Here is a 25,525-nt window from a genome sequence, read left to right as displayed (position 1 = left end):
TAAGATGCCAACTGTTAATTTTGATAAGAATGAATTCATATCATTGCTCGGAAAAGCTGTTGATGATAAAACTCTGAGCGATAGAATCTCAATGATTGGTACAGATTTAGAGAAAGTAAATCCTGAAATTGTTGTTGAAATTTTTCCAGATAGGCCAGATATGTTGTCTATCGAAGGATTTACTAGTGCTTTGAAGGGCTTCATGGGATTAGAGAAAGGGCCTATTGAATTCAAAGTTCATAAGTCAAATTACGAAGGGTCTGTTGACCCAAAAGTAAAATCTGTAAGGCCTTTTGCAGTTGGCGCAATTGTTAAAGGAATAAAATTTGACGATGACACAATTAAATCTTTAATGCAGATTCAAGAAAAATTACATATCACTCACGGGAGGAATCGAAAGAAAGTTGCAATAGGGGTACATGACTTAGATACGATTAAATTTCCGATTACATACACTACAATGCCCAGAGATTTCTCATTTATACCTTTAGAATTTGATAAAAATCTAACTATAGATGAAATATTGAAGACACATCCTAAAGGAATAGCTTATGCACATCTATTATCAGAATTTAAAGAATGCCCAATTTGGATAGATAGCAGTGGCAAAGTATTATCAATGCCACCTATTATTAATGGAGATCATACAAAAGTAACTGAGAAAACAAAAAATCTTTTTATTGATATAACAGGCACGCATAAAAAGAGCATTGAATACGCGTTGAATATAATTTTGATGGGGCTTTTCATTAGAGGGGGAGAGATACATTCTTTTAAACTAACGGATGAAGGAAAAGAGTTGATTTATCCGGAACTTACTCGAGAAAAAATGGAACTGGATTTATCATATTCAAATAAAATCCTTGGACTAAATTTATCTGAAAATGAAACTGCAGATTTGTTATTGAAAATGCGATATGGAATATCTTCAAAGTCTAAAGGTAAAATTGTCGTAGAAATCCCCGCATATAGGGCAGATATCTTACACCCTATAGATATAGTTGAGGATATCTCTATTTCTTATGGATTTGAAAACTTCATCCCCGAAATACCTGAAATAGCGACAATTGGGCAAGAAAATCCTATTGAAATATTTGTAAGAAAAGTAGAAGAAGTGATGGTAGGATTTAATTTCTTTGAAGTCAAAAATTATATCCTTTCAAATGAAGATGTCCTGATTACCAAAATGCTTGATAATAAAAGAAAACTTGTAAAGACAATAAATGCAGTAAATACAGAATTTGATACAGTAAGATGTAGCTTGCTACCTTTATTACTAAAAGCATTAGTTTCAAATTCACATTATGAGTACCCTCAGAATATATTTGAAGTAGGAATAGTTGTACCTGATCAAAATTTAGTAGAAAAACAATATCTTTCTTGTGCAATTTGTCACCCAAATGCAAACTTCTCTGAGATAAAGGGGATAATTAATGGCCTTATTTCTTCATTTGGACTTCAGTATTCAGTTAAAGAAGAAGATTATCCTTACTTCATTGAAGGAAGGTCTTGTTCCTTAGATATTGGGGGCATTCTTATAGGAAAAATGGGAGAGTTGCATCCTGAAGTGTTGTATAATTTCAAATTAGAAATGCCAGTTTCTGCATTTGAAATAGATCTTTCAGCAATATTTGAAATTTTCAAAGAAAAGATACAAGGGTAAGTACTATTCCAGATATTATCGGTATAGATAAATTATCATTTACCTTTATTAAATATCCTTCTGCAAATGTTGCCGCAAGGGCACCAATAATTGCTAAAAATGGATTTAATATCAATAATCCAATAAGAAAACATGAAATAAAACAAGCAAAACTACCCTCTAAAGATTTCCTTCCGCCCATATACTTTGTATTCCCAAATTTTTTACCGACCATAGCTGAAAAAAAATCTCCAATAGAATTATAAGTAATCGCAGCAATAGCGATGTATTTATCAAATAAAAGAACTGCAAAAAATGAAGAAATAATAAAATAAGTTGCAGCCGACAAATCAACTTCTTCATAATCTCTTACAGTTTTTCCTACAACTTTTGGAATAAATTCAATCCCAAAATTGTATCGTAATCTTAAAAATTCTATAAATACAAAAAGTAATACTAAAATTGACATCCCAAATATTGCGTCTTTTTTATCAAAAAATATATAATAATTTATTGGAATTAATAATCCTATTTCATGGAATATTTTTCTTCTTAGTTCAGAATCCATGTAAATCCTCATTAAATATATAAATACTATAGGCAGGGGTATTTTAATGTTTGGGGTAACTAGATGAAGCTAATAATAAGTTCAGAATTAGATAAAGCAGGAGAAAATATTAGGGAAAACTTACTTCAAAAATATCCCTTTGAAAAACTTGAAAATAATTATTTTTATGATAAGAATAAAGATGCTTTAATAGTAAGAATTAAAAATGAAACTATTTACACTGATTTTCCAGAAATTATTATTCAAAAAGAAGTGGCCGATTATGAACTGACAAAAATAGATTCAATTTTTTTTGCAACAAGACATAAATCCGTTGCTAAAATTCCAACATTGACTTGCCATACCCCGGGAAATTTTGGCAAGGCCGATTATGGTGGAAAAGATGATCTAGTTTCTCCTTCCAATCCAGTATTCCAAAAAATAGTGTTAAACGAAATTATGAATTTGTCAAAAAAATTGGATATATCTTTTGAAGTATCCCTTGAAGCCACACACCATGGCCCTTTGACCGGACTTCCTACAACATTCATCGAGATAGGAAGTGATGAAACCTATTGGGGAATAAAAGAAGCTGGAGAAGTAATAGCTTCCGCAATTTATACTTCTCTTTCATATAATCAAAAACAAAAGTCTTATAGAATTGCCGCAGGTGTTGGCGGAGGCCATTATTGCCCTAAATTTACCGAGATGATGTTGAATACAGATATTGCTATAGGCCATGTTATTGCAAAGTATAACACTCCTGTAACAGATTCCATGCTTCATGAATTAATTAAAAAAAGTGAACGCCTAGACGTTATCCTTTTAGACTGGAAGGGTATTAAAGAACGGTCAGATTTAAAAGATAAACTAACTAATCTAGGTATATCATTTGCAAAAACAAGTGATATTGAAAAAGAATAAGGATTACCACTAAAGAGAAGCATTGTAATTATCATTATTAAGCAAAAGCTTTATATACTATTAACATATATAGATTACAAATAGGAGTTTTATGTTACCAATATTAAGTAGCTACATTAATAATAAGGGGGAGTTATATGAGGTCTGTTATTGAAGATGCCATTGAGAGGGCGGTAACAGAAAAAGAGATAGTTAAAGATCATCGCTATACTTCTGTAGATGAGGAACTTGAAAGAGTACTCAGAGACTCAAGGGCTAAAATTAAAGTAGTAGGAACTGGTGGAGCAGGGTCTAATGCTATCGACCGATTAATGGAAATTGGAGTTATTGGAGTTGAGGCAGTAGCCGTCAATACAGATGCCCAAGATTTATTGGACACAAGAGCCGATAAAAAGATTTTGATAGGGAAAGAAGTCACAAGAGGCTTGGGAGCAGGCAACGACCCAAAAATAGGGGAAGAATCCGCAAGAGAAGACGAGAGGACTATAAAAGATGTCCTCGAAGGAAGTGACATGGTTTTTGTTACTTGTGGACTTGGCGGTGGAACTGGAACAGGCTCTGCACCAGTAATAGCCGAAATAGCTAAAAAACTTGGGGCACTTACTGTCGCAGTAGTTACATTACCTTTTACTGTCGAAGGTCTAAGGAGACAAAGAAATGCAGAAAAAGGACTTGAAAAATTAAGAAAAGTTACAGATACGGTTATTGTTATACCAAATGATAAATTACTAGATATAGCCCCTGGCTTACCTATAAATGCAGCATTTAAAGTTTCTGATGATATTTTAATAAGGGCTGTTGGTGGGATAGCTGAATTAATTACAAAGCCCGGACTAGTTAATGTTGATTTCGCTGATGTTAGATCAGTAATGAGAGAGGGAGATGTTGCAATGATCGGAATGGGAGAATCCGATACAGAAAATAGGGCAAAAGAAGCTATTACTGAAGCATTAAGCAGTCCTCTAATAGATGTAGATGTAACAGGTGCAAAGGGAGCATTAATTAATATTACCGGAAGTTCAAACATGAAACTCGAGGAAGCAGAGAAAATCGTTGAGCATGTAACAAATGAACTTGAACCAGATGCCCAAATAATTTGGGGTGCAATGATAAACGAAGATATTAAAAACGGACTTAGAGTTATGGTAGTTCTTTCAGGGGTCAAATCACCTTACATATTCGGAAGAAAAGAAACTGAGATGCTCATTGAAAGCGAAGCGCCTGTTAGAGGAATAGATCTTGGAATAGAATACATTTAAAAAGGATTCTTATTAATTAGCCTCATGGCAGAGGCTAATCTAAAGAAAAAAGAAAGAGCAAGAAGTTGGGTTTCCGAGTACACGAGAGTACTTAAACTTGCTAAGAAGCCTGGAAGAAAAGAGTATTCACTCACCTCCAAAGTTACTGGAATAGGAATAGTATTGATTGGAATAATTGGGTATCTAATAAAATTTGTTTCAGTCATAATTCAAAATTTTGGGGCATAAATTTCTTTTCCAAAGGCTAAACTTTTTAAATCTTTGAGTACCTTTGATTTTGCTATTATTGTGGGAGAGAATGTGATGGATGATGACGAGAATCCAATCTTTGCATTAAAGGTAGCTGTTAATCAAGAACAGAATGTAGCAAAGATGATAGAGGGAAAAGTAAAAACTAACAACCTTAAAGTTTATGCAATCTTAGCACCAGAAACCTTAAAAGGGTATGTTTTCATTGAGGCGAGTGATAAAGGGGCTGTAGAAGAAGCCATTCAAGGCCTTCGAAATGTAAGAGGGATTCTTGAAGGTAAAATTGCTTTCGATGAAATTAGTCATTTCTTAGAGGCAAAGCCATCCGTATCCGGTCTTGCAAAAGGAGACATTGTTGAGTTAATAGCTGGTCCGTTTAAGGGCGAAAAAGCTAAGATAATAAGAGTGGATAAAGGTAAAGAAGAACTTACAGTTGAACTTCTTGAAGCAATGGTACCAATACCGGTTACTGTTAAAGGAGATTACGTCAGGATTATAGAGAAAAAGAGCTAGTGGTGATATAATGGGAAAAGAGAGATCTGTTACCTCACTTGTTGATGGAGGAAAAGCTACTGCCGGTCCACCTTTAGGGCCCGCTTTAGGTCCTCTTGGTATTAATGTGGGAAAGGTTGTTGCCGAAATAAATGAGAAAACTAAAGATTTTCAGGGAATGAAAGTACCCGTGAAAATATTTGTCGATGAAAAAAAGAATTTTAGAGTCGAGGTCGGCGTTCCCCCTGCTTCCGCATTAATTCTTAAAGATCTTAAATTGGAAAAAGGATCTTCTACACCATCTTCAAGCAAAGTTGGGGACATAAGTATAGATGCACTGGTTAAAATTGCCAAGATGAAGGAACCTTCTTCTTTATCTCCTACTATCGCAGGCGTAGTAAAAGAGATCCTCGGAACATGTGTTTCCATGGGGGTAACCTGCGAAGGAAAAGATCCAAGAGTAGTACAAAATGAGATAAATGAAGGAAAATACGATAATTTAATTAAATAAGGAGGAATAGTTTTGAAAGATGCCGTATTACGAGCGGTGAAGAAGGCGAAGGAAACTTCAAAGCCGAGAAACTTCACACAGTCAGTGGAGATGAGCATTAATCTCCAAGGGCTAGACATGAAAAAAACACAAAATCGTATCAAAGAAGACTTTGTTTTACCTAACGGAAGGGGCAAAGATGTTAAAATTGGTGTCTTTGCTTCGGGCGACATGGCTTTAAGGGCCAAAAAGGAAAACTTGTCAGTATTTGATCAAGAAGACATAGAAAAATTCGCAAAGGACAAAAAAATTGCAAAAAAAGTTGCAAATAGTCATGATTTTTTCATAGCGCAAACAGATTTCATGACCTTAGTTGGAAAATCTTTAGGTCCAATCTTTGCGCCAAGAGGAAAAACACCTGCACCTTTGCCTCCAACTGCTCCGCTCGAACCTATACTAAATAAATTGAAAAAGACAGTTAAAATAAAAAGTACTAATCAGTCTGTGATTCATACTTTTGTTGGCTCCGAAAAAATGGACGATGAAATGTTAGCTGAAAACATTTCAGAAGTTATTAAGTTTTTTGAAAAGAAACTTGAAAAAGGATTTGACAATATAAAGTCTATTTATATAAAGACCACCATGGGGCCTTCGGTAAAACTGGAGGATTTTAAATGAAGGGAAGAGTAGCAGTAAAAGGACAAGTAGCGGAATGGAAATCCGAAGAGGTAGATTCCCTTAGAGACATGATTAAATCTTCTCCTGTTGTAGGGGTAGTTGATCTTCAAAATATTCCTGCAAAACAGTTGCAAAACATAAGGGAAGAGCTGAGGGGCAAAGTTACTTTTAGAATGTCTAAAAATAATTTAATGAAGATCGCTCTCGAAAAAACTGAAAAAGAGCAACTTAAAGATCACATTAACGCCGGAGCAGCATTCATTTTTTCCAATGAAAATCCATTCAGAATTTATAAACTTTTACAAAAATCTAAAGCACCTGCTCCAGCAAAACCAGGTGACGTTGCAAAGGCGGATATAGTAATCTCTCAAGGAAGTACTGGATTACCACCAGGTCCACTTGTAAGTGAGCTTCAATCTCTTGGAGTTCCTGCTAAAATTGATAAAGGGACGATATCCATTGAAAGAGATACTGTATTTGTTAAACATGGAGAAACAATATCTAAAAAAGTTAGCGAGATACTTTCTCAACTTAAGATTGAACCAATGGAAGTTGGAGCAGATTTAGCAGCTGCTTATGAAGAAGGATTAATATTCAAGCGAAATGTTCTAAGTATAGACGATGTTGAAACTAGAAACAACATAATAAAAGCATTCACTAAAGCTTTAGCATTATCCTTTGATAGAAGAATATTCACAAAAGAAAGCGTAAAACTATTAATACAGCAAGCTACAATTAAATCAAAGTCCTTGGCAATTGGCGCAAATATAGTTTCCCCAGAAACAATAGGCCCAATTATGTCAAAGAGCGTTGCTCAGGCTCTAAGTCTATCTAGATTGTTAAACGGTGCAGCATTGGACGATGAACTAAAAAATAAGTTGAACGTAGTTCAATCAGCTGCTCCTGCTGAAAAAAAAGTAACTGAAAAAAAAGTTGAAGAAACTAAAGATGATAAAGATAAAGATGGGGACGCCGGATTAGAAGGTCTAGGGGCCCTATTTGGTTAATTAATGGAGGTGTGATTATGGAATATGTATATGCTGCGATGATCCTTCATGAGGCTAAGAAGGAAATAAATGAAGCGAATTTAAACAATGTTTTAAAGGCTGCCGGTGTGACAGTCGATGAGGCCAGAATTAAAGCTCTTGTATCTTCATTAGAAGGTGTAGATATTGAGGAAGCTATAAGCTCTGCTTCAATGCCAGTTGCACATGCACCTGCAGCTGCACCAGCAGCAGGCGCTTCAGAACAAAAGCCTTCTGGAGAATCAAAGAAGGAAGAAAAGAAAGAAGAAGCAGAAGAATCAGCACTTGAAGGTTTAGGCGCTCTCTTCGGTTAATTCTTTTTCAATTATTTTTAATTTTCTCTTTTTAAAACCTTTACATATGACATATGTTTCTCTACTAGCAGACCTTGAAGACTCAGGTTTTGATATTTTAACATAATGAAATTCATTTTTGAGGTCATCTATCAATTCTTTTGTACCTTCTCCTTGAAATATTTTTATCAATAGATTTCCTTTGTATTGTAATAAATTTAGAGATAATTCCAAGGCCCTGTAACAAAGGTCAATCGACTTCTGATGGTCAAGAGACCTAATGCCAGAAGTATTTGGGGCCATATCTGAAATAATCGTATTAAACTCTTCTTTAATCTCTTTAACTTTATTTATTGTTTCATCTTCAAATATATCGCCTTGGACAAAAAAAGAATTTGGAAATTTTTCTTTAACTATTTTTAAATCAACACCCACTACAAGACCTGTTTCTCCAACAAATGTAGATGCTATTTGCATCCACCCTCCTGGCGCAGCTCCGAGATCTAGAACGCTATACCCCTTTTTTATTAAATTGAATTTTTTATTGAGTTGGATTAGTTTAAATGAGGCCCTAGATTTATACCCCTCTTTCTTTGCCATCCTATGGTAACCATCTTTTTGTTGGTACATAATTAATATTCTATAAAAACTCTTTTAAATGTATATTTTCCCCTAGAAACGTGCCGAATCTTATTGAATCTTCTTCTTACTGGAATTCAAAAGGAATACTACTTGACAGAATGGGAAAACACAAGGACGCATTAGAATGTTTTGAAAAAGCTAAATCTATTGACCCTCAAGACATTGACGTTATTACTAATATTGGCATATCTTTTGATAAACTAGGAAAACCAGAAGAGGCATTAAAATTTTATGACATAGCTCTTAAAAAACAAGAAGATACTAAAACTCTTTACAATAAAGGCATTTCCTTATCAAAAATTGGGAAGTATTCTGATGCTGCAAATTGTTTTAAGAAAGTTTTGAGTGAAGAAAAAAATAATAAAAATGCAATTATTAATCTAGCAATAGCACTTCAAAAAATGGAAAGATTAGAAGAAGCCATTCAACTCCTTAAAGAATGGGGTGAATTTGACTATGTATATACAAGAGCACAATTAATGCTTGAAAATGGTAAAAAACAGATTGAAGATTCAATAAATCTATTACAAATGTGCCTCAACGAAAATCCTGAAAGTATACCTTCTCTTGAGAATATTGCTTATGCCTTAAAAATGTTGGGCATGGAGGGAGAGTCATTACGGTACTTAGAAAACGTCAGACATCTTTATTCTGAAAGAAGAAAAGTAGAAGAAAAAATTAAAACATTAAAGGATCTTTTGGTAAATTGTTTATCAAATTATGAAAAAATCGGCCTAAATTTAATGGCAAAAAAAGATTTGGGCAAAAATTATAATTTTTATAAAGATATTTTTGAAGGTCTTTACAAAGACATCTTGCAAATTGATGAAGATTATTCGTCTTTCTTAGATAATTATGGTAAAAGGTCTATATCTTCTTCTAATGTATATATTAAAGAGCTTCTTGTTCGAGTTAATAGTTTAAGTGAGAGCCTTGAAACTCTTAATGTGAAAATAGATGAAGACATTGGAAGACCAAGTCTAAGGTATATTTTTTATATTTTAGACTCATTAGAAAGAAAAAAAGAATCTGAAATTCAATTGTATTTAGTTAATAATGGGGACATGGAAGCTTTTGAGATATCTATTTTTATAGAAAAGAACAAAGATTTGAATATCTCAAAAGTTGAAGATAGAATAGATTCTCTCAAACCTATGGAGTATAGGTCATATACAATTCCAATTAAATCAAAGAATGAGGGATCTTTTGATATTAAAATATATTGTAACTATAAGGGAAAAGAGATTTATGAAACTAGTACATTATACCCCTTAGAGATCCCCTATTCTCTTGATAATGATTCTTTATATTTGATATCCTATTTGAAAGTTTTAAGATTAGATATGGATGCAACAGCAGAGGAAATTAAACGTAGATGGAAAGAGCTTTCAAAGTACTATCATCCTGATACAACTCAAGATGAAAAAGAAAAAATAATTAAAGAAAAAATATTAAAAGAAATAAATGAAGCTTACGAAGGACTAAAAAATTACTATTAACTTTCTTTGTTTACTCATCTCTATTTAAATAAAATAGCAAGACATAAAAATTAAATAACTAATTAGAATACATGAGAACTAAAATGGCTTTTATTTTTTCATTAATATTGACTTTTCAACTCTTTTTAATTTTTCCAGTTTTATCTACAGATATCCCAAGATCCTTTTTTGTCGATACGAGTAACGGGCAACCTCACTCCATAATTGTAGTTGGTAAAAACGCTGCTTCCATGGACCTAATCTCTGGTAATTTAATTATAACAAAAATTCAAAGTGAAGCTTATTATGAGAATTTTGTTTATGTTACAATATCGGGTTCAAAAATAATGGAAGCTTCAAATGATCAATTAATCACCTTAGATCCCTCTACTATGAACCTAACATGGGCAGACAATGCAGGAAATACTGGCACCTTCACATATGGCCAGTCTATTCTAGTAACAAATCTTAGATTCATTACAACAGATACAAATAATCTAAAGATATATATTGCCCAAAATCAAAATCCATTAAACATTATTAATCCAGAATTTAATAGAAATGTTACAATTTCTCCAGATTTCTCTATCGAAATATTGGACAATAATGACAACTCACTTGGATTGTACAACTCTGGAGGAAATCTAAGATTTAATACTATATTCAGAACGGAACAACCCGGCGCATTCCAACAAGTCAAAGTAAATATATGGGAACCTGAGAAACTGATAACAAATGATGAAACATTATTAGAAAATGTTGCCAAAAATAATAATATTGTACTTGTAGGGGGACCAGTTGCAAATAATATTGTTGCAGGACTTGTGCAACGAGGAAAATCAAAAATTGATTGGTATAGCTCTCAAGGAGATATTGAATTTATACAAGATGGCCTATACCCTGGACGCGATGTAATTATTGTTGCAGGGGCAGATAGGGAAAAGACAAGGGATGCAGTATTAAGATTGATTAACTCTTAAATTAATTTATTTTAATTAGCACTCTATATATAATTTTTTAAATCTCCATAGGAAATGAAGGGGTTATAATGAAAGAGGTATTAGTACTATATACGGGACAAAAATATAAATGTAGACAATGTGGAGAATGTTGCAGAGTTAGGGGAGTTCCACTTACCTTATTTGATATAGAAAGAATTGAAAAGAATACTGATAAGGAGTTTGCTTTATATGATATCACAAGAAATAAATTCGTCATTGAAAAAAGAATTTGGGATAATGGCTGTGTATTTTTGGATGATACAAGTTGTACAATACATGAGTATAAGCCTCTGATTTGTAGACTTTTTCCATTGGGAGTTTTCTATAATCCCATATCAGAATCAGACACACCACATATTTTAAATAATGGCGAAAAAGTTTACATATATGTAGATGTTTCCTGTCCCGGAATTGGGGATGAAGGGGAACCATTTGATATTGAGAAAATATTGGAATTATGCCAGAAGATTAAGATTGAAATGGCTTACACTTTAAATTTATAGGGATACTATGAAAATTGCAGATGGAAAAAAATTAGACACCATTAAAAAGACAATAGAAATGTATGGGGGAACATTTGAATTACCAGAAAATACTCTATTATCAATAATTGGAGATGAAGTATTTCTTTATAATAAACTTATTTTAGAAAAAGTTCATAATGAAAAAATAAATGAAAATCTGGTGTCACTTGGAACTCAAATTGGAAAATTTTCAAAAGGTAATTTCTTATTAGGTTTGGAAAGCTATTTAATAATGGGGATATCTACAAAAAAATCAAAACTGAATGAAAAAGGAACTTCTTTATTTTTATATGGGCGTGACGTCTTTATAAAAAATATGATAAATTCTCCCAAAAAAGGATATGTTATAGTCTCCAATATAAGGAATGAAGTAATTGGACTTGGAAAATTTGATGGAAAAATGCTTAGTAATATAATTGACAGAGGATCCTACCTTAGGACACTTGAATAATGTTTAGTTTAAAACATTGAATGTTGAATTTGTTACACCAAGGTCATCAGATTTAAAAGGCATTTTTATTTTCTTCATTCGGTGATACTTAATGGTAGTTAATATGAAAGGCAAGCATCTTGCTTCTTTGCATGATCTTACGAAAGAGGAGATATGGCAAATTTTGAAAACTGCTGAAACATTAAAAATTAGACAGAAAACTGGAGAAAAGCACGAATTATTATATGGCAAAACCTTAGCAATGATATTCCAAAAACCATCCACAAGAACAAGGGTTTCTTTTGAAGTAGGAATGAAACAATTGGGGGGGCATGCTTTGTACCTATCTTCTACTGACCTTCAATTAGGGAGGGGTGAAACAGTTGGAGATACGGGAGCAGTTCTCGCTCGTTATTGTGATGGTATAATGGCAAGGGTATTCTCACATGATAATATTATAGAATTATGCAAACATTCAACTGTACCAGTTATAAATGGTCTATCTGATCTTTTACACCCATGTCAATGCTTGGCTGATTTAGAAACAATTCTTGAGAAGAAACAGGAATTCAAAGGACTTAAATTAGCATTTGTTGGCGATGGAAACAATGTTTGTCACTCATTAATGTTTGGTTCTGCAAAAGTAGGGATGGAAATGACTGTTGTATGTCCAAAGGGATATGAGCCAGATAAACAAATAGAGAAATTGGCATTAGAAGATGGGCTTAAGCTTGAGATAACAAATGATCCAAAAGGCGTTAATGGTGCTGATGTAATATATACTGATGTATGGGCAAGCATGGGAAAAGATACAGAGCATGATGACAGGGTAAAGATATTCAAACCTTATCAGGTCAACGAAAAATTAGTTGCACAAGCTCAAGACGACTGTATAGTTATGCACTGTTTACCTGCACACAGGGGAGAAGAAATAACTGACGAAGTTGTCGACGGACCACATTCAGTAGTACTTGATCAGGCTGAAAATAGAAATCATGCACAAAAAGCAGTAATGGCACTTTTAATGTAATAGATTCATAATCTATTATATTCTTTTTTATATTAAAGTTTAATTAAACTATATATTATTCTATATAACTAAAATTAAATATATAGAAAAATATATAAACTCATATATTAAAATCCATAAAAGGGATATTCATGAGGATTTCTAAATTATATGGGCTCGAATTGTATAATACAAAGGGCGAGTACATAGGCATTATTAATGATATTATTCTTGAAGTAAAAGAAGGGGTAGTCTTTGGACTTGCAGTAGGCCAAGAAAAAGGAATAGATAACATTGCCGTCCCATTCAAAGATGTTTCTGCCATCGGGGACATTGTTATCGTAAGAGCTAAAAAAGAAGACTCAGTAAAACTTGGAATGTAAAGGTGTACTTAAAATGACAGGCAAAGTAGAAAAATATCTTTTAGATAAATTACAGAGGGAAAAACTTCATTTTTCTTTAGTTGATCCAGATAGCTTCTCTATAGACGAAGCTAAGAGCGCCGCCACAATATCTGAAGAAGCGGGGAGCGATGCAATATTGATAGGTGGTTCTACTCATACTTTAGGGAATTATCTTGATCTCTTGATAGAATCAATTAAAGCTAATACTAAACTTCCAGTAATAATTTTTCCTGGAGGTGTTGCGCAAGTGTCTCCCAAAGCCGATGCAATTTTATTCATGTCTTATATGAATTCAAGGAATCCATATTTTATTACTAAATCTCAAGCGTTAGGCAGCTTCTTAGTAAAAAAAACAGGAATTGAACCAATACCAACAGGTTACTTAGTAGTCGAACCAGGAGAAACTGTAGGCTGGATGGGCGAAGCTGATCTAATTCCAAGAAAAAAACCACAAATTGCCGCTGCTTATTCTTTAGCAGCACAATACCTAGGTATGAGGTTAGTTTATCTTGAAGCTGGATCGGGTTCCCCAGATACAGTCACACCAGAAATGGTAGGGCTTGTAAAAAAAGTCATAGATATACCGCTAATAGTAGGTGGGGGAATAAGATCTCCTGAAGCTGCAAAGAAGCTCGCAATGGCGGGAGCAGATATATTCGTAACTGGAACTATAATTGAGAAAGAAAAAGAAAAACTTTATGACATAATAAAAGCCATAAAAAGTTAAAGTGGACGGACTATAGCCCATCTTTTGTAATATTGGCATTGAACTAAGCGACCTACCACAAACCTCAGGCCAAGTTTCATCGGTTTTAGTTTGGTCTTGCACCATGTGGGAAGGTATTCCACCGTTTCCTATGTCTTCTCAGTAGTTTTAGAATATGTTGCCATATTCTGTCTACATCATCTTCATCAGACAAAGGTCGTTTTTTTCTGTTCCTTTACCTTGGATTTACCCAAGCATCTTTTGATGCCACATCTTGGCCGGGTGGATGGAGCTTCCTCCCCGAAGGGAAGCCAATAATCCGCCCACACAATAACTTAAAAAAGTTTAAGATATAAATTTTTTCATGAATATCTTGATGATTGGAGAATATCCTCCCAAAATTGGTGGCATTTCAACCCATATATATCAACTTAAAAAAGAATTAGAGAAACTTGACCAAGATGTTTATGTGCTAACTTATTCAAATTCTTTAGAAGAAAAAGTCTACTCATCTAAATTACCTAAAAAATTTAGAGGCTTTTTTTTTGTTCTCTTTGGGATTTTCAAGGGAGTTAGTGTTATTAGAAAGAATAAAATTGAAGTCATACATTCTCATTTTGCAACAACTCCTGGATTATTGGGATTTTTTTTATCAATATTTACAAGAAAGAAAAGGATTCTAACTGTTCATGGAAGCGATATTAATGTATACTTAGAAAAAGGAATAATGGGAAAGTTAGTCAAGTTTATATTATCCAATTATCCTACAATCATAGCCGTTTCTCCAGATCTAGCAGAAAAAATTGAAACTTTATCAAAAGGAAAAATTTTTTCCATACCCAACGGAGTTGAGCATTCTAAATTTTTACCAGAAAACTCAGAAAAAAAAGGTATTGGGTTCATTGGAGCATTAGTCAATGAAAAAAATCCTAGAGAATTTATTGAATTAGTAAAAGAACTTAGAAGAAAAGGAATTCTTGAACCAGCTTATATTATTGGAGATGGATATCTAAGAACGGAACTTGAGAAAATTTCAGAAGGACAAAATATTTTTTTCTTGGGAGAAATAATTGAAACTGAGAAATATTTGAAAAAACTTCTTTGCGTTGTATCTACATCAAAAACAGAAGGATTTGGACTTTCTATTTTGGAATCCATGGCGTGTGGCATCCCTGTCGTAGCTTTAGAAAGCCCTGGGTCTAATTATTTATTGGGCGATTTAGATCTGGCAGTTCCAGATAAAAGTCAACTAATTGAGTTAGTAGAGAAAATAATAAAAATTCCAGAATTTAGGGAAAATATCTCGAATAAAGTCATTGGCAAATCAAATCTATTTTCATGGGAAAAATGTGCAAAGGCAAATTTGGAGGTTTATAAAAATACTTTATCTAAATAATGGTATGTAAGGATTAATTCTTATTAGAACAAGAAATGAAAAACCAATCCCAAGAACATAAGCTAATATGTCATGGGCAATAAGCCAGGTGTAACCTTGTTCGAAAAGATATATTGTTATTATCAATCTTAATATATTAAGGAATAATAGACTTATAAGGAATAGTGATAAGTATATGATCTTTTTGACTAGTTTAAAAGAAGATAAAATAAATAAAGCAGTAAATATAGCCCCTGAAGCCAATCCAATACATCGTTTAGATATCTCATAATTTCCAACGGCCACAAATTTACCAGATATAATTAGTGGCTTTTGTATATCAAAAAAAGTTATCCCTTCTTTAACAGCCTGCGCAGTAAATATTCTAATGGGGGTATAATCACTTATAACATAAAGAAATATAGATATTAACGCCCCTTTGATAAAAAATAATAACTTGATATAATTTTCTTCGCCATATTTTTGAATTATATTATTTTTTATCATTGATTTTTCAATATTAAAGTCTGTTTTAAGTTTTTCCTTATCTTTTTTGTAGATTTCGTAATAATCAGGGATAATTTTATATATTAATTTACTTTTTACTTTATAAACAATGGAGGAGTTTTATTGGGAGAATCACTAGTCATATCCTCAGGAAAGGGCGGAGTAGGTAAAACAACAATAGCCGCCAATTTAGGAATTGCTCTTTCTGAGGTTGGGCTTAACGTTCTAATTTTTGATGCAGATATAACTATGGCCAATCTTGAGCTAATATTTGGAATGGAGGGATTGCCCAAAACAATACAGGATGTATTGGAAGATAAAGCAAGACCTGAAGATATAGTATATGATGGCCCTGGAGGAGTTAAAGTTGTTCCAGCTGGTTTATCATTAAGAAGACTAAAAAAATCAGATCCCGATAAAATTAATCAAATATTCAAAGTATTTGTTGAAAAAGTTGATTTGTTGATAATTGATGGGCCTCCTGGACTTGAAGTAGATGCAGTTACTTCTATAGCAGCTTCACAAAACATGCTTTTAATAGTAAATCCTGAAATTACTTCCTTGTCCGATGCATTAAAGATAAAATTGGTAGCTGAAAAATTGGGCACAAGGATTCTTGGAGTTATTGTAAATAGAGTTAGAGGAGATCCAACAGAAGTTTCAGGTCCGGAAATAGAAGCAATACTTGAACTCAGGATAATTGGTAACATCCCAGAGGATCAAATAGTAAAGAAATCAACAACACTAGGCAAACCTTTCGTGTTATTGGATCCAAAATCTCCTGCTTCACTAGCTATTAGAGATATTGCTAAAAAAATTGCAGGAAAGAAGTCAGAATTTGATTCTTCTACCAAATCCATGAATAAATTAATGGGAGGACTATTTGGGAGATGATATTATGGCACTAGTAGATGTAATGATTAATAGCTGGATAATAATTTTTATTATAGCCATAATTAGTATAATAATTAATGTTATCTTAGGAGTTAGAGTGTACCTGCAAAAAGAAGAACTTGAAAGATTACGTGGTGGGAGATTGTCAAGAGAAGAACTTGAGATATTAAGGGCACGTCTTGCCAGAATTAAAAAACTTTCTAAATAATACAATATTCTTCTCAAAAATATATTTTTCTATTTTATTATTACAAGAGTTATTTACTAATTCTAAAAATTAAAAATATCTATTGTTAATCAATAATACCAAAAGCTTTATATAGTTATTAAATCATAATTGGTAGTGGATATTCACAACTAGGTGGAACAATGCAAAAATCCAATTATTTATACTTACTAAATATATTTTTATTATCGATATTCATGGTCAGCGTTGTTGCAACTCCAGTTTTGGCGCAAGGCGTAATTTCTGGTCGAATAACAGATACTAATGCAACTCCACAAGGAATCAGCGGTGCAATCGTTGATGCCCATTATGCTAACGATAATAATGCTTGCCCCACCATAAAAGGGATGACAACAACAGATGTAAATGGTACATTTTATATATATCCATTAGAACATGGTAAGTATATAATAAGGGCATATGCTCCGGGCTATACTTCGAATTCTACATTGGCAGATACATGCATCACATCTTGTGGGCCCGATTATAATTTAACGCTCCAAGATACAAATGGCAGTGTCGTGGGACATGTTTTCCAGCCCGATGGCATAACACCAATTGAAGGTGCAACTGTAAATGCTTACTATCCTGGAACGGAAAATGTTTTAGCAACTTCTATAACGTCTACTGATGGTAATTACTCACTTTCCGGTCTTGGGGGGCTCTACGATATTGAAGCTTCTGGAGTAGGATGGCTTCCTAAAAAAATAAGTGTCAACGTGCCTTATCCTTCTGGAACTATTACTCAAGACTTTGTCCTTTTACCGGGGCCCTATTATGATCCCGATGCCGTATTCATGGGATGGATAGAGATTGGAGATCTCACAGTTGTAGGAGATTATACAATATTGCTTAAAGATCTCCAAAGAAGGCATCCTGTAATGCCTCCAGAAAGAGGTATTCTAGAAGTTTATCGAAAGGGTACCTTGGTAATCCAGCAGGTGGTAGTTCCGGGAGATACATTATACATAGATGAAATTCTTAAAATTAAAGTAAATGAAATTAATGATCACGAAAATGCCAATTACTTTGGTAGATATAAACTCAACATAACAGTAACTAAAAGAAAAGAACCCGAACTATCAATTAATTCAACAACACTATATAGGGGAGAAATAGATGATACCAACAGAACTTTCTTGAGAGGAAGTAAGGAAGGGATTAAAACTGTTCTTTTAGGAGATGTAGATATTAATGCAAGCTCCGGCTCTGTCGAGTTCGATGAAAAAACTTACAATTTCAATGTTTCCATGATAAATGGAAATATCCAATATGTCTATAACTTTGAAGAGACAAATGGATCATTTGTTCAACTTGGTGAATTGCGCCAGGGAGATATTGTTACTATCGGAAAAGATAGTACCTGTAAAAATATTAGACAACTAACAATTTATGAGATGGGTGGAGGTACAGTAATTTGGACTCCAATAATACATTCAATAATGAGGCCTGAAGATTTTGAATTTGAAACTGAAAATGAAATTGAAAAGCCTCAATCAGATACAACATTTTGGTATGTAACTGAAATTCAAAATACTGGGGATATACCTGCAAAAAATGTAAAAATACATATAACAGCTAAAGATTTCACTTTTTTAACAGGTAACAATTGTTATTGTGGTTCAGACAATGAAGCATGCCTTGAAATAAAATCTATGGAACCTGATGAAACAAGATTGATTGTATTTAAATTTAAATCTCCAAAAACTGACTATCTAAAGGTATCACCAATCCAAATTGATTTATCCTACCAAATGGGATACTTTAATGAAAAAGAACAGGAAGTAATTCAAGATTATTCAAAAAGTGATAAAACATTAGTTACAATTGTACCAAAACAACCAGAATTTCAAATTACAAGAAATATTGTAAAAGAAAAACTTTTTGTAGGAGAAACTACTGACGTTGAAGTTAGAATTAAAAATATAGGAGATATAACTGCCACAAAAGTAAATCTAATTGATTATATTCCTGACGGATTCGAGTTAATTGATGGCAGTGCAACAACAAATATTCCAAAAATGGCAAAAAATGAAACATTTACATTAATCTACAAAGTTAAAGCTTTAGAAATGGGAGAATTTGAATTTAAAACTCAACTACTTTTTGAAGATGAAGCTGGGAAAAAATACAAAACAACTTCTAAAATTGAGCCTGTTACCGTAAGCAAGGAATTTCCTAGACTTGAAATTCTTAAAAAATTGGATAGAGTTACCATATCTAGGGGAGATTCTGTTATAGTCGTGCTAGTTGTAAGAAATACTGGAAATAAAATTGCAAGAGATGTGCAGGTTCTTGATTATGTCCCTGAAGGATTTAGATTGATTGACAATCCTAAAATAAAAAGAATAGAATATACAATTCCTGAACTAAAACCAGAACAGGAAAAAATGTATAATTATATCATAACAGCGTCGTATCCAGGCGAATATAAAATTGGGGATACTAAATTATTATATTATGATCTAGAAGGGCATAGTTTTGAACATATAGCATCAGGTACATCAGTAAGAGTAAACGGAGAACCTAAGATTACAATTTCCAATATCCAATATTTCAATGAAGATTATTCTTTTGCAGATTATAAGTATGTCGATGTTGTCCTAACTTTAACTAACACAGGAGATGGTCTTGCAAAGAAAATAAGCTATATCAACTCTATTTCTGGGGATATAGAGCTTGTAGACGGAGAACTTGGAGGGTTTGTTGATAGTTTAAAACAAGGAGATTCCAAAACAACTAAATTCACAGTCAGAGTTCTTCAAGAGAATAAGGATAAGATATTCACTATCAATACTTCATCAGAATTTGAAGATATTGCTGCGAAGAAGGCTAAATCTGAAGCATCTACAAATATAACTGTTGGTGGAAGGACTCCAAATATACAGTTGATTAGACAAGAATCTGAATATGAATCGGATATTGTTAGAATTGGGCATATCATCCCTGTTACAACAATAATAACTAATACTGGCGATGGCGATGCTAAAAATGTAAGAATCGAGGACAGGATACCTTCAAATCTTCAATTGACAACAGGTATTAATTATTGGGGAGGCCAACTGAAACCAGAAGAGCGAGTTACTTTAAGATACACATTAGTTCCTTCTCAAGGCGGAGAATACCAGATTGGCCAAACAGCTTCTACTTATGAAGACGAGTGGGGCGTCAAAGGAACTAAATCTCTATCCCCTACATTAGTTACAGTTTGGGGACCTTCAATTTCTAGAACTATCTCTACTAATGAAATTGAAGAAGGAGAAGTATTGAAAATTATATATAATATCAAAAACTGGGGCAAGGACGATATATACGAAGTTAAAATAGCTGAAGCACTTCCTTCAGAATTTGAAATAATTTCTGGAGATAAAGAAATTATAATTGAAGAAATTAAAGGTGGGGCTGAGGTATCAAAAGAAATACAAATAAAAGCTACAAAGTCTGGCTCCTTTATCTTAGAAGACTCAAAGTTCTACTGGATGAACGCCTTTGAGGAGTTAAAATCTTTTGATATTGAAAGAACAGCAATCAGTGTTAAAGCAAAAGTAGCTCCTCAATCTAGCGTACCAAGTGTCCCTCAAGCCGTAACTCAAACAATAGAGGATATTAAGTCTTCCCCATATGCGCCATATATTATAATTGCAATTATTGCACTACTTTTGTCCGTAGTAGGATACTCGGTCTATAGATCAACCAGATCGAAAGGGCCATCTACTAAATCTATGATCCAAAAAGGTGGAACACCTCCTCCCGGCCCAGAGATAGTTAAGAAAAAAACAACTAAATCCGAAAAAGGATTTGGAGTTTTCTCAAGACAAAAAGAAAAATCTGTTAAATCTGAACAACAGGCTCCAATAGCTCCCTTCGGAACTCAATCTAAATCACTAGATGGAGGCATTAAAAAAGAGAAGAAAAGTTTTGACCTGTTTTCTAAGAAGGAAAAAATACCCTCCAAAGAAAGAATGCAACCACCTCCCTCTCCAAGTCTTGAAATTGAAAATAAGTTTAAAGAGTTTGCAACACGTGAAGATAATATACTAACTAAAGATCAGATTGGTCATGAATTACTCGGTAAAAAAGTTGCGCCTCCTGCAATTAAACAGAAACAAAAGAGTAAATTTTCATTATTTTCAAAGAAGAAAGAAGGCATACCTCAAGAAAAGAAACCTTTTTCCCTATCCCATTTATATGAATCTCAAGAATCCAAAGGTCTAAAAAATGAATCTTTAAGAAAAGAATTGGAATCTGCAGGGGTCATTAATAAAGAACTACCTTCACAAAAAGAGGGAATTAAAATTAACAATGCAAAGGCCGAAATGAAATATTCTCCACAGGTCATGCCAATAGCAGAAGAGGATATTAATATAAGGCCCCCAAGGATAGAATTTGGCCCTCCGGAAGAGATTAGAAAAGATATAGAAGAATTAAAATCAACTTTACAGGATCAAGATAAGCTGGCCTCTCTTGATTCTTTTGAAATAGAATCATTAAGATCTGAAATTACTAAAACTTTAGAAGAAATTGAAAAAAGAAAAGAGAATATAGCAATAGCAGAGCAGAGAATTGAATCAGAGGATGTTAGTCATATAGAGTTAATGGATAGAAAGGAACTTGACGAATTTCAGACTAAAATATTAAATGAAATTAACGAAATTGAAAATAAAAAACATGTTGAGTTTGAAGAAGAGCAATTGAAAGAAATAAAAGGAAGAGTGGTTCCCAAAAATATCGACCTAGATCTTCCTCCATCGGTAGAAAGGGCATACAAAGACTTCAAACAAAAGAAGAATAACGGTGCTCCAGAGAATCCCTTTAAAGAAGGCGACAATGGATCAAGTAAAAAGGGAAGCTCTTGGACAAACAACTTTAGATACAACAACACCTCCCCCGAAATACCCTCTTCAATTAAAGAATTATTAGAGAAAAGGCCTTCTAGTTCAAATGATTCATATGTTCCTGTACCAGATATAAAGGAAGTTATTAAAGGCAAAAAGGAAGAAAATATTCGTCGATTCTCCTCTAATAACTCTAATTCCGTGCCTGATCCAAAAGAAGTAATAAAGGGAAAGAAGAAGGATTCAATATAAGTATTTAATAAACTTATACGAAAATCTTTTATAACTATTTTTATAAACTTATACGTGTTTTAATGTCCCGCTTCATATCCAGTGATATATCATCTATTAAGCAAGTAATTGAATCAATATCTGAACTTACGGGAGAATGTCTTTTTACAATAAAAAATAATGGGATCTACATCGAGGGGACAGATCCTTCTCTTATATCAAAAGTTGAATTTTTCATGCCTGCTAAAACTTTTGATACTTTTCAAATAGATGTTGAAGAGTCTATTGGGATTAATATAGATTCCTTTGCGAGAATATGTAAACGAGCAAGTGCTGGTGAATCATTGATAATTGATGTCAATTCTAAAGCTGGCAAGATTGAAATTGTTTTAGAAAGTGATTTTAAAAGAAATTTTGAATTTACTTTACTTTCAACAAGTAATTTTAACATACCAACATTAAATCCAAAATACTCAACTTTCATTGAAATTGATAGTAAGATTTTTAGAGATATTATAAAAGATATGGCCATAATTGGAGGCACTATCCTTTTTTCAGTACATAAAAATAATATTTCTATTCTATCTGAGGATTACACATCAAAAGCTTTGGCTGAAATCTCTTCAGATTCAAGTTCTATAAGAAAATTTGAAACAAAAACTACTCAGCGTTCAAAATATAATCTAAACTATATTTTAAGTTTTTTAAATGCATATGCTCTCTCAGATTACCTTAAAATATCTGTTGGAGGAACAAAACTTCCCTTAAAACTTGAGTATCCTACAAAAGACGAAGGTCGATTTACTTTGTACCTTGCTCCAATGGAGATATAGATGAAATTACTATTTTTTTTGTCTGGGGGCAACACTTTATTTGCTAAAGAAGAAGTTGTTTCATTGCTAGATTCTTATGGTGCAATCTATAAGATAGAGCATTCTGAGGGGCAACTGCTACTAGTTAACATTAATAAAAAAAATATTGAGTTCCTTTATAGATTGGGCCTGACCCATTTTGTTTTGGAAATTATTTCTGATTCAATTATTGATGAAAAAATGGATAGAATTTTATCCGGAATACAATGGGATTCTGTACTTGACTTTAATAGAACTTTTAAGGTTAGAGTTAAGAATAAAGATGTTAAAGATTATGGGGACCTCGAAAGTATCATTGGAAAATCGATATCTAATTTTTTTCAAAATAAAATAAAGGTAGATTTAACGAATCCAATGGATGAAATAGTTGGGGTCATTTTAAATGATAGATTAGTTATTGGGAAAAAAATATTCGAAAGAAACAAGAGTGACTTTAACAAAAGAAAACCACAGCTTAGACCCTTTTTTTCTCCAACATCAATTGATCCACGTATAGCAAGAGCTATGATCAATATTTCTCAGGCACAATCAGAAATCTTGGATCCCTTTGCTGGAACAGGGGGGATTTTAATTGAAGCAGGATTAATAGGCCTGGAAACTTATGGTCTAGATATAGAAGAAAAAAGCGTATTGGGAACAAAAATGAATCTTTCAAATTATGGAATACATAATTTTGATATTCGTGTGGGCGATGCAAGAAAGATATATGGGACCTTTGGTAGAAAGTTTGAGTCTATCGTTACCGATGCACCTTATGGCCGTTCAACTAAAATAGATAAAGATAAAGAGAAGATGTATAAAGATTGTTTCTTTTCAATGTTAGAATCTTTCAAAAAAAGATGTGTAGTAGGCTTGGATAAAGAATATCCTTTTGAAGAAATAGGATTTAGAATTGAAAGTATCTATAGTTTTAGAGTTCATAAAAGCCTTACTCGATATCTTCATATCCTATCCCATCGATAACATGATTGCTAATTTTAGAATAAATTAATTTCAATAATTAATCAATTATTGTTATTAATGAAAATAATATATAATATTATTGTTAATCAATAGTTTAATATTATTGCTTTTCAAAACTTTGTATTTTGAAATATTAATAATGTAAATAAATAAAATATATTAGAGAAAAATTAGCTATTCATTTTCAGGTTCTTTAATAGATATCATTCGTTCTTTTATTTCTTCAGGCTCCCCTATAAGAACTACTTTTCCATCTTTCATGTAACATGCCCTATCGCAAACATCCACGATAAAATCAGAGTCGTGCGTGACTATTAAAAATGTTTCACCCAATACTTCCCTAGCTTTTCTTATAGACTTTGCAACAATTTTTCTTGTGAATGGGTCCATAGTACCTGTAGGTTCATCAAGAATAACTATCCTTGGCTCCTTGATTAATACTTGGGCCAATGCAATCCTATGTTTTTCTCCAACAGAAAGAGCATCTGGCATTTTAAGTAGTATTTCATCAAGTTCAGTTGGGTCCTCAAAGCCAACACCTTCAAGGACAGAAATAACTTTCATTTTTCCTAATTCCTTTGGAAGTTTGATTCCTATAGAGTCAGTTAAATTTTGTAGTACGTTTTTATCAGGATACAAAGTATATTCTTGGTGAAGCATTCCCATGTAGAGCATTGCCTTACCTTTACCTAAGAATCCGGGTTCTTTCATATCTATCCATTCATCACCGATTCTTATGTTTAGTTCGCCATCAGTAAACGGAGTAATCCCAGCAATAATTCTTGAAACTGTAGTTTTGCCAGCTCCGCTCTTGCCCACTAATCCAAAAATCTCTTTTTCATTAACGGCAAAAGTAACCCCATCAACAGCTTTAACAACTCCACGAGATATAGAATAGTAGTGTTTTTTCACATCCCATAGTTCAATTATACTACTTCCAATGCCTGGGAATCTTATCTTCTCTTCAGGCATTAGTTTTTGCATAAAGGATTTAACAACTTCTTTTGAATCTCCAGATTGGATTACTTTTCCATTTTCAAGCCAAACAGCTTTTTGAGTCAACAACTCAATAGCTTCAGGCCAGTGTGATGTGACTATTAGGGACATCCCTTGTTTTACCGAATCTAGAAGGACATTATGAACCGTACTTGCAGTTAAAGGATCCAATGTTCCTGTAGGCTCATCAGCTAGAAGTAACATAGGATTTATGGCAAGTTGTCTTGCAAGAACTATTCTTTGTTTTTCTCCACCCGATAAATCCCTTGCAATATGTGTCATCCTTTGGACCATATTCACTTTTTGTAGAAGTTCTATAATCCTTGGTATGACCATGTTTCTTGGGATTTCAGTTCCAGTAAAAGCATCCTGCATATTCTCCATTACCGTTTTTTCACCATAAAGTGAAAATGTACGCTGTAACATAATAGCAGTTCTTTTTCTTATTTGATTAAAGAGCGTTTTATCTTCCCAGAAATCAACTTTTTTTAGAATCATTTCTTCATTGCATTTAGTGCATTTAGTGCCCTTTTTGCTTGGAAGGTCAACTTTCAGACACTTTGGGCAATAAGAAACATTGTAGAAGATTTTACCTTCTGTTGGCCTATATTCTTTAGTTCCCCTCAATATGTTGATAAGGACAGATTTACCGCTACCACTTTTACCCAATAAACCTAAAGATTCCCCTTCTTTCAATTTGAAGGATACATTATCAAGAATTTTTCTGCCATCAAAAGTTATTGTTATATTTTCAACTTCCAAAAGATATTCGCTCAATTTAATCCCCTTTGTTGTTTATGTTGATGTTAAATCATCTAACTATATTTAAGTTT

26 protein-coding genes and 1 other RNA gene are annotated in these 25,525 nt (G+C 33.1%); 22 read left to right on the top strand and 5 right to left on the bottom strand.

Features of this window, described 5'->3' with window-relative positions; translation table 11 throughout:
- Positions 1–4 precede the first annotated feature (4 nt).
- Entirely contained in the window at positions 5–1,663 is a 1,659-nt protein-coding gene (locus HPY60_05480; GenBank protein NPV50631.1) for a phenylalanine--tRNA ligase subunit beta, read from the top strand.
- On the opposite strand, the gene HPY60_05475 is transcribed toward HPY60_05480, so the two are convergent.
- The gene (locus HPY60_05475) at positions 1,641–2,210 is read right to left on the bottom strand and encodes a phosphatidate cytidylyltransferase (protein ID NPV50630.1); all 570 of its coding nucleotides are present in this window, start codon (positions 2,208–2,210) and stop codon (positions 1,641–1,643) included. The genes HPY60_05480 and HPY60_05475 overlap by 23 nt on opposite strands.
- 63 nt (positions 2,211–2,273) lie before the next feature.
- Here HPY60_05475 and HPY60_05470 point away from each other — a divergent pair, with 63 nt between their 5' ends.
- The 8 genes from HPY60_05470 to rpl12p all read left to right on the top strand — a co-directional run bounded on the left by HPY60_05470 (position 2,274) and on the right by rpl12p (position 7,620).
- Complete coding sequence (locus HPY60_05470) at positions 2,274–3,113, top strand: hypothetical protein (GenBank protein NPV50629.1); 840 nt, start codon at positions 2,274–2,276, stop codon at positions 3,111–3,113.
- Between the two features lie 137 nt (positions 3,114–3,250).
- On the top strand, positions 3,251–4,372 hold the full coding sequence (ftsZ, locus tag HPY60_05465) for a cell division protein FtsZ (GenBank protein NPV50628.1): 1,122 nt from the start codon (positions 3,251–3,253) through the stop codon (positions 4,370–4,372).
- Positions 4,373–4,396: 24 nt separating this feature from the next.
- Positions 4,397–4,600 carry a protein translocase SEC61 complex subunit gamma gene (locus HPY60_05460; protein ID NPV50627.1) on the top strand — a complete coding sequence of 68 codons (204 nt, stop codon included), beginning with the start codon at positions 4,397–4,399 and terminating at the stop codon, positions 4,598–4,600.
- A gap of 75 nt (positions 4,601–4,675) precedes the next feature.
- Positions 4,676–5,134 (top strand): transcription elongation factor Spt5, encoded by a 459-nt coding sequence (locus tag HPY60_05455; protein ID NPV50626.1) that lies wholly within the window; start codon positions 4,676–4,678, stop codon positions 5,132–5,134.
- Positions 5,135–5,144: 10 nt separating this feature from the next.
- Complete coding sequence (locus tag HPY60_05450) at positions 5,145–5,624, top strand: 50S ribosomal protein L11 (GenBank protein ID NPV50625.1); 480 nt, start codon at positions 5,145–5,147, stop codon at positions 5,622–5,624.
- Between the two features lie 12 nt (positions 5,625–5,636).
- Positions 5,637–6,281 carry a 50S ribosomal protein L1 gene (locus HPY60_05445; protein ID NPV50624.1) on the top strand — a complete coding sequence of 215 codons (645 nt, stop codon included), beginning with the start codon at positions 5,637–5,639 and terminating at the stop codon, positions 6,279–6,281.
- Positions 6,278–7,288 carry a 50S ribosomal protein L10 gene (locus HPY60_05440; GenBank protein NPV50623.1) on the top strand — a complete coding sequence of 337 codons (1,011 nt, stop codon included), beginning with the start codon at positions 6,278–6,280 and terminating at the stop codon, positions 7,286–7,288. Before HPY60_05445 ends, HPY60_05440 begins: the two co-directional genes overlap by 4 nt.
- A gap of 17 nt (positions 7,289–7,305) precedes the next feature.
- Positions 7,306–7,620 carry a 50S ribosomal protein P1 gene (gene rpl12p, locus HPY60_05435; protein ID NPV50622.1) on the top strand — a complete coding sequence of 105 codons (315 nt, stop codon included), beginning with the start codon at positions 7,306–7,308 and terminating at the stop codon, positions 7,618–7,620.
- On the opposite strand, the gene HPY60_05430 is transcribed toward rpl12p, so the two are convergent.
- Positions 7,600–8,229, bottom strand: a complete 630-nt coding sequence (locus tag HPY60_05430) for an RlmE family RNA methyltransferase (GenBank protein NPV50621.1) — start codon at positions 8,227–8,229, stop codon at positions 7,600–7,602. The genes rpl12p and HPY60_05430 overlap by 21 nt on opposite strands.
- Before the next feature lie 50 nt (positions 8,230–8,279).
- On the opposite strand from HPY60_05430, the gene HPY60_05425 reads away from it, so the two are divergent.
- From HPY60_05425 to HPY60_05395, 7 genes are all read left to right on the top strand, one after another.
- Positions 8,280–9,740: a tetratricopeptide repeat protein gene (locus HPY60_05425; GenBank protein ID NPV50620.1), complete on the top strand. Its 1,461-nt coding sequence runs from the start codon at positions 8,280–8,282 to the stop codon at positions 9,738–9,740.
- A gap of 71 nt (positions 9,741–9,811) precedes the next feature.
- Positions 9,812–10,699, top strand: a complete 888-nt coding sequence (locus tag HPY60_05420) for an S-layer protein (GenBank protein NPV50619.1) — start codon at positions 9,812–9,814, stop codon at positions 10,697–10,699.
- Positions 10,700–10,767: 68 nt separating this feature from the next.
- A complete protein-coding gene (locus HPY60_05415; protein ID NPV50618.1) occupies positions 10,768–11,223 on the top strand; it encodes a YkgJ family cysteine cluster protein in 456 nt (151 codons plus the stop codon).
- 7 nt (positions 11,224–11,230) lie between these two features.
- Positions 11,231–11,695, top strand: a complete 465-nt coding sequence (locus HPY60_05410) for a hypothetical protein (GenBank protein NPV50617.1) — start codon at positions 11,231–11,233, stop codon at positions 11,693–11,695.
- 91 nt (positions 11,696–11,786) lie between these two features.
- Positions 11,787–12,704: an ornithine carbamoyltransferase gene (gene argF / locus HPY60_05405; protein NPV50616.1), complete on the top strand. Its 918-nt coding sequence runs from the start codon at positions 11,787–11,789 to the stop codon at positions 12,702–12,704.
- A gap of 131 nt (positions 12,705–12,835) precedes the next feature.
- The gene (locus HPY60_05400) at positions 12,836–13,066 is read left to right on the top strand and encodes a hypothetical protein (GenBank protein ID NPV50615.1); all 231 of its coding nucleotides are present in this window, start codon (positions 12,836–12,838) and stop codon (positions 13,064–13,066) included.
- A 13-nt stretch (positions 13,067–13,079) separates the two neighbouring features.
- Positions 13,080–13,814 (top strand): geranylgeranylglyceryl/heptaprenylglyceryl phosphate synthase, encoded by a 735-nt coding sequence (locus HPY60_05395; protein ID NPV50614.1) that lies wholly within the window; start codon positions 13,080–13,082, stop codon positions 13,812–13,814.
- Position 13,815: 1 nt separating this feature from the next.
- Here HPY60_05395 and rnpB read toward each other — a convergent pair.
- An RNA gene (gene rnpB / locus HPY60_05390) (RNase P RNA component) lies at positions 13,816–14,120 on the bottom strand.
- Positions 14,121–14,157: 37 nt separating this feature from the next.
- Here rnpB and HPY60_05385 point away from each other — a divergent pair.
- Positions 14,158–15,189, top strand: a complete 1,032-nt coding sequence (locus HPY60_05385) for a glycosyltransferase family 4 protein (protein NPV50613.1) — start codon at positions 14,158–14,160, stop codon at positions 15,187–15,189.
- Here the strand turns inward: HPY60_05385 and HPY60_05380 are convergent.
- On the bottom strand, positions 15,178–15,675 hold the full coding sequence (locus HPY60_05380) for an archaeosortase/exosortase family protein (GenBank protein ID NPV50612.1): 498 nt from the start codon (positions 15,673–15,675) through the stop codon (positions 15,178–15,180). The two genes, HPY60_05385 and HPY60_05380, sit on opposite strands and share 12 nt — an antisense overlap.
- 123 nt (positions 15,676–15,798) lie before the next feature.
- Between HPY60_05380 and HPY60_05375 the strand changes: the two genes are divergently transcribed.
- From HPY60_05375 to HPY60_05355, 5 genes are all read left to right on the top strand, one after another.
- Positions 15,799–16,569 (top strand): P-loop NTPase, encoded by a 771-nt coding sequence (locus tag HPY60_05375; GenBank protein NPV50611.1) that lies wholly within the window; start codon positions 15,799–15,801, stop codon positions 16,567–16,569.
- A complete protein-coding gene (locus HPY60_05370) occupies positions 16,559–16,777 on the top strand; it encodes a hypothetical protein (protein ID NPV50610.1) in 219 nt (72 codons plus the stop codon). The genes HPY60_05375 and HPY60_05370 overlap by 11 nt, the downstream gene beginning before the upstream one ends.
- Before the next feature lie 161 nt (positions 16,778–16,938).
- A complete protein-coding gene (locus HPY60_05365) occupies positions 16,939–21,882 on the top strand; it encodes a hypothetical protein (protein ID NPV50609.1) in 4,944 nt (1,647 codons plus the stop codon).
- 62 nt (positions 21,883–21,944) lie between these two features.
- The gene (gene pcn, locus HPY60_05360; protein ID NPV50608.1) at positions 21,945–22,694 is read left to right on the top strand and encodes a proliferating cell nuclear antigen (pcna); all 750 of its coding nucleotides are present in this window, start codon (positions 21,945–21,947) and stop codon (positions 22,692–22,694) included.
- The gene (locus HPY60_05355) at positions 22,695–23,696 is read left to right on the top strand and encodes an N-6 DNA methylase (protein ID NPV50607.1); all 1,002 of its coding nucleotides are present in this window, start codon (positions 22,695–22,697) and stop codon (positions 23,694–23,696) included.
- Between the two features lie 174 nt (positions 23,697–23,870).
- Here HPY60_05355 and atwA read toward each other — a convergent pair whose 3' ends face one another.
- The gene (atwA, locus tag HPY60_05350) at positions 23,871–25,469 is read right to left on the bottom strand and encodes a methyl coenzyme M reductase system, component A2 (GenBank protein NPV50606.1); all 1,599 of its coding nucleotides are present in this window, start codon (positions 25,467–25,469) and stop codon (positions 23,871–23,873) included.
- Between the last annotated feature and the right edge of the window lie 56 nt (positions 25,470–25,525).

The organism is Methanofastidiosum sp. (assembly GCA_013178285.1).
GTDB lineage: Archaea > Methanobacteriota_B > Thermococci > Methanofastidiosales > Methanofastidiosaceae > Methanofastidiosum.
Note: the sequence above shows the minus strand (reverse complement) of the source record. Positions and strands in the feature narration are given on the sequence as shown.

What these genes read in the sequence shown, in the direction of transcription:
- HPY60_05420 (NPV50619.1), top strand. Translation starts at nt 9,812, where the DNA reads ATGAGAACTAAAATGGCTTTTATTTTTTCATTAATATTGACTTTTCAA.
- HPY60_05460 (NPV50627.1), top strand. Translation starts at nt 4,397, where the DNA reads ATGGCAGAGGCTAATCTAAAGAAAAAAGAAAGAGCAAGAAGTTGGGTT.
- HPY60_05475 (NPV50630.1), bottom strand. Translation starts at nt 2,210, where the DNA reads ATGGATTCTGAACTAAGAAGAAAAATATTCCATGAAATAGGATTATTA.
- HPY60_05415 (NPV50618.1), top strand. Translation starts at nt 10,768, where the DNA reads ATGAAAGAGGTATTAGTACTATATACGGGACAAAAATATAAATGTAGA.
- HPY60_05355 (NPV50607.1), top strand. Translation starts at nt 22,695, where the DNA reads ATGAAATTACTATTTTTTTTGTCTGGGGGCAACACTTTATTTGCTAAA.
- HPY60_05480 (NPV50631.1), top strand. Translation starts at nt 5, where the DNA reads ATGCCAACTGTTAATTTTGATAAGAATGAATTCATATCATTGCTCGGA.
- HPY60_05430 (NPV50621.1), bottom strand. Translation starts at nt 8,229, where the DNA reads ATGTACCAACAAAAAGATGGTTACCATAGGATGGCAAAGAAAGAGGGG.
- HPY60_05455 (NPV50626.1), top strand. Translation starts at nt 4,676, where the DNA reads ATGGATGATGACGAGAATCCAATCTTTGCATTAAAGGTAGCTGTTAAT.
- HPY60_05395 (NPV50614.1), top strand. Translation starts at nt 13,080, where the DNA reads ATGACAGGCAAAGTAGAAAAATATCTTTTAGATAAATTACAGAGGGAA.
- HPY60_05365 (NPV50609.1), top strand. Translation starts at nt 16,939, where the DNA reads ATGCAAAAATCCAATTATTTATACTTACTAAATATATTTTTATTATCG.
- HPY60_05440 (NPV50623.1), top strand. Translation starts at nt 6,278, where the DNA reads ATGAAGGGAAGAGTAGCAGTAAAAGGACAAGTAGCGGAATGGAAATCC.
- argF (NPV50616.1), top strand. Translation starts at nt 11,787, where the DNA reads ATGGTAGTTAATATGAAAGGCAAGCATCTTGCTTCTTTGCATGATCTT.
- HPY60_05380 (NPV50612.1), bottom strand. Translation starts at nt 15,675, where the DNA reads ATGATAAAAAATAATATAATTCAAAAATATGGCGAAGAAAATTATATC.
- HPY60_05450 (NPV50625.1), top strand. Translation starts at nt 5,145, where the DNA reads ATGGGAAAAGAGAGATCTGTTACCTCACTTGTTGATGGAGGAAAAGCT.
- HPY60_05470 (NPV50629.1), top strand. Translation starts at nt 2,274, where the DNA reads ATGAAGCTAATAATAAGTTCAGAATTAGATAAAGCAGGAGAAAATATT.
- HPY60_05385 (NPV50613.1), top strand. Translation starts at nt 14,158, where the DNA reads ATGAATATCTTGATGATTGGAGAATATCCTCCCAAAATTGGTGGCATT.
- pcn (NPV50608.1), top strand. Translation starts at nt 21,945, where the DNA reads ATGTCCCGCTTCATATCCAGTGATATATCATCTATTAAGCAAGTAATT.
- HPY60_05410 (NPV50617.1), top strand. Translation starts at nt 11,231, where the DNA reads ATGAAAATTGCAGATGGAAAAAAATTAGACACCATTAAAAAGACAATA.
- ftsZ (NPV50628.1), top strand. Translation starts at nt 3,251, where the DNA reads ATGAGGTCTGTTATTGAAGATGCCATTGAGAGGGCGGTAACAGAAAAA.
- rpl12p (NPV50622.1), top strand. Translation starts at nt 7,306, where the DNA reads ATGGAATATGTATATGCTGCGATGATCCTTCATGAGGCTAAGAAGGAA.
- HPY60_05400 (NPV50615.1), top strand. Translation starts at nt 12,836, where the DNA reads ATGAGGATTTCTAAATTATATGGGCTCGAATTGTATAATACAAAGGGC.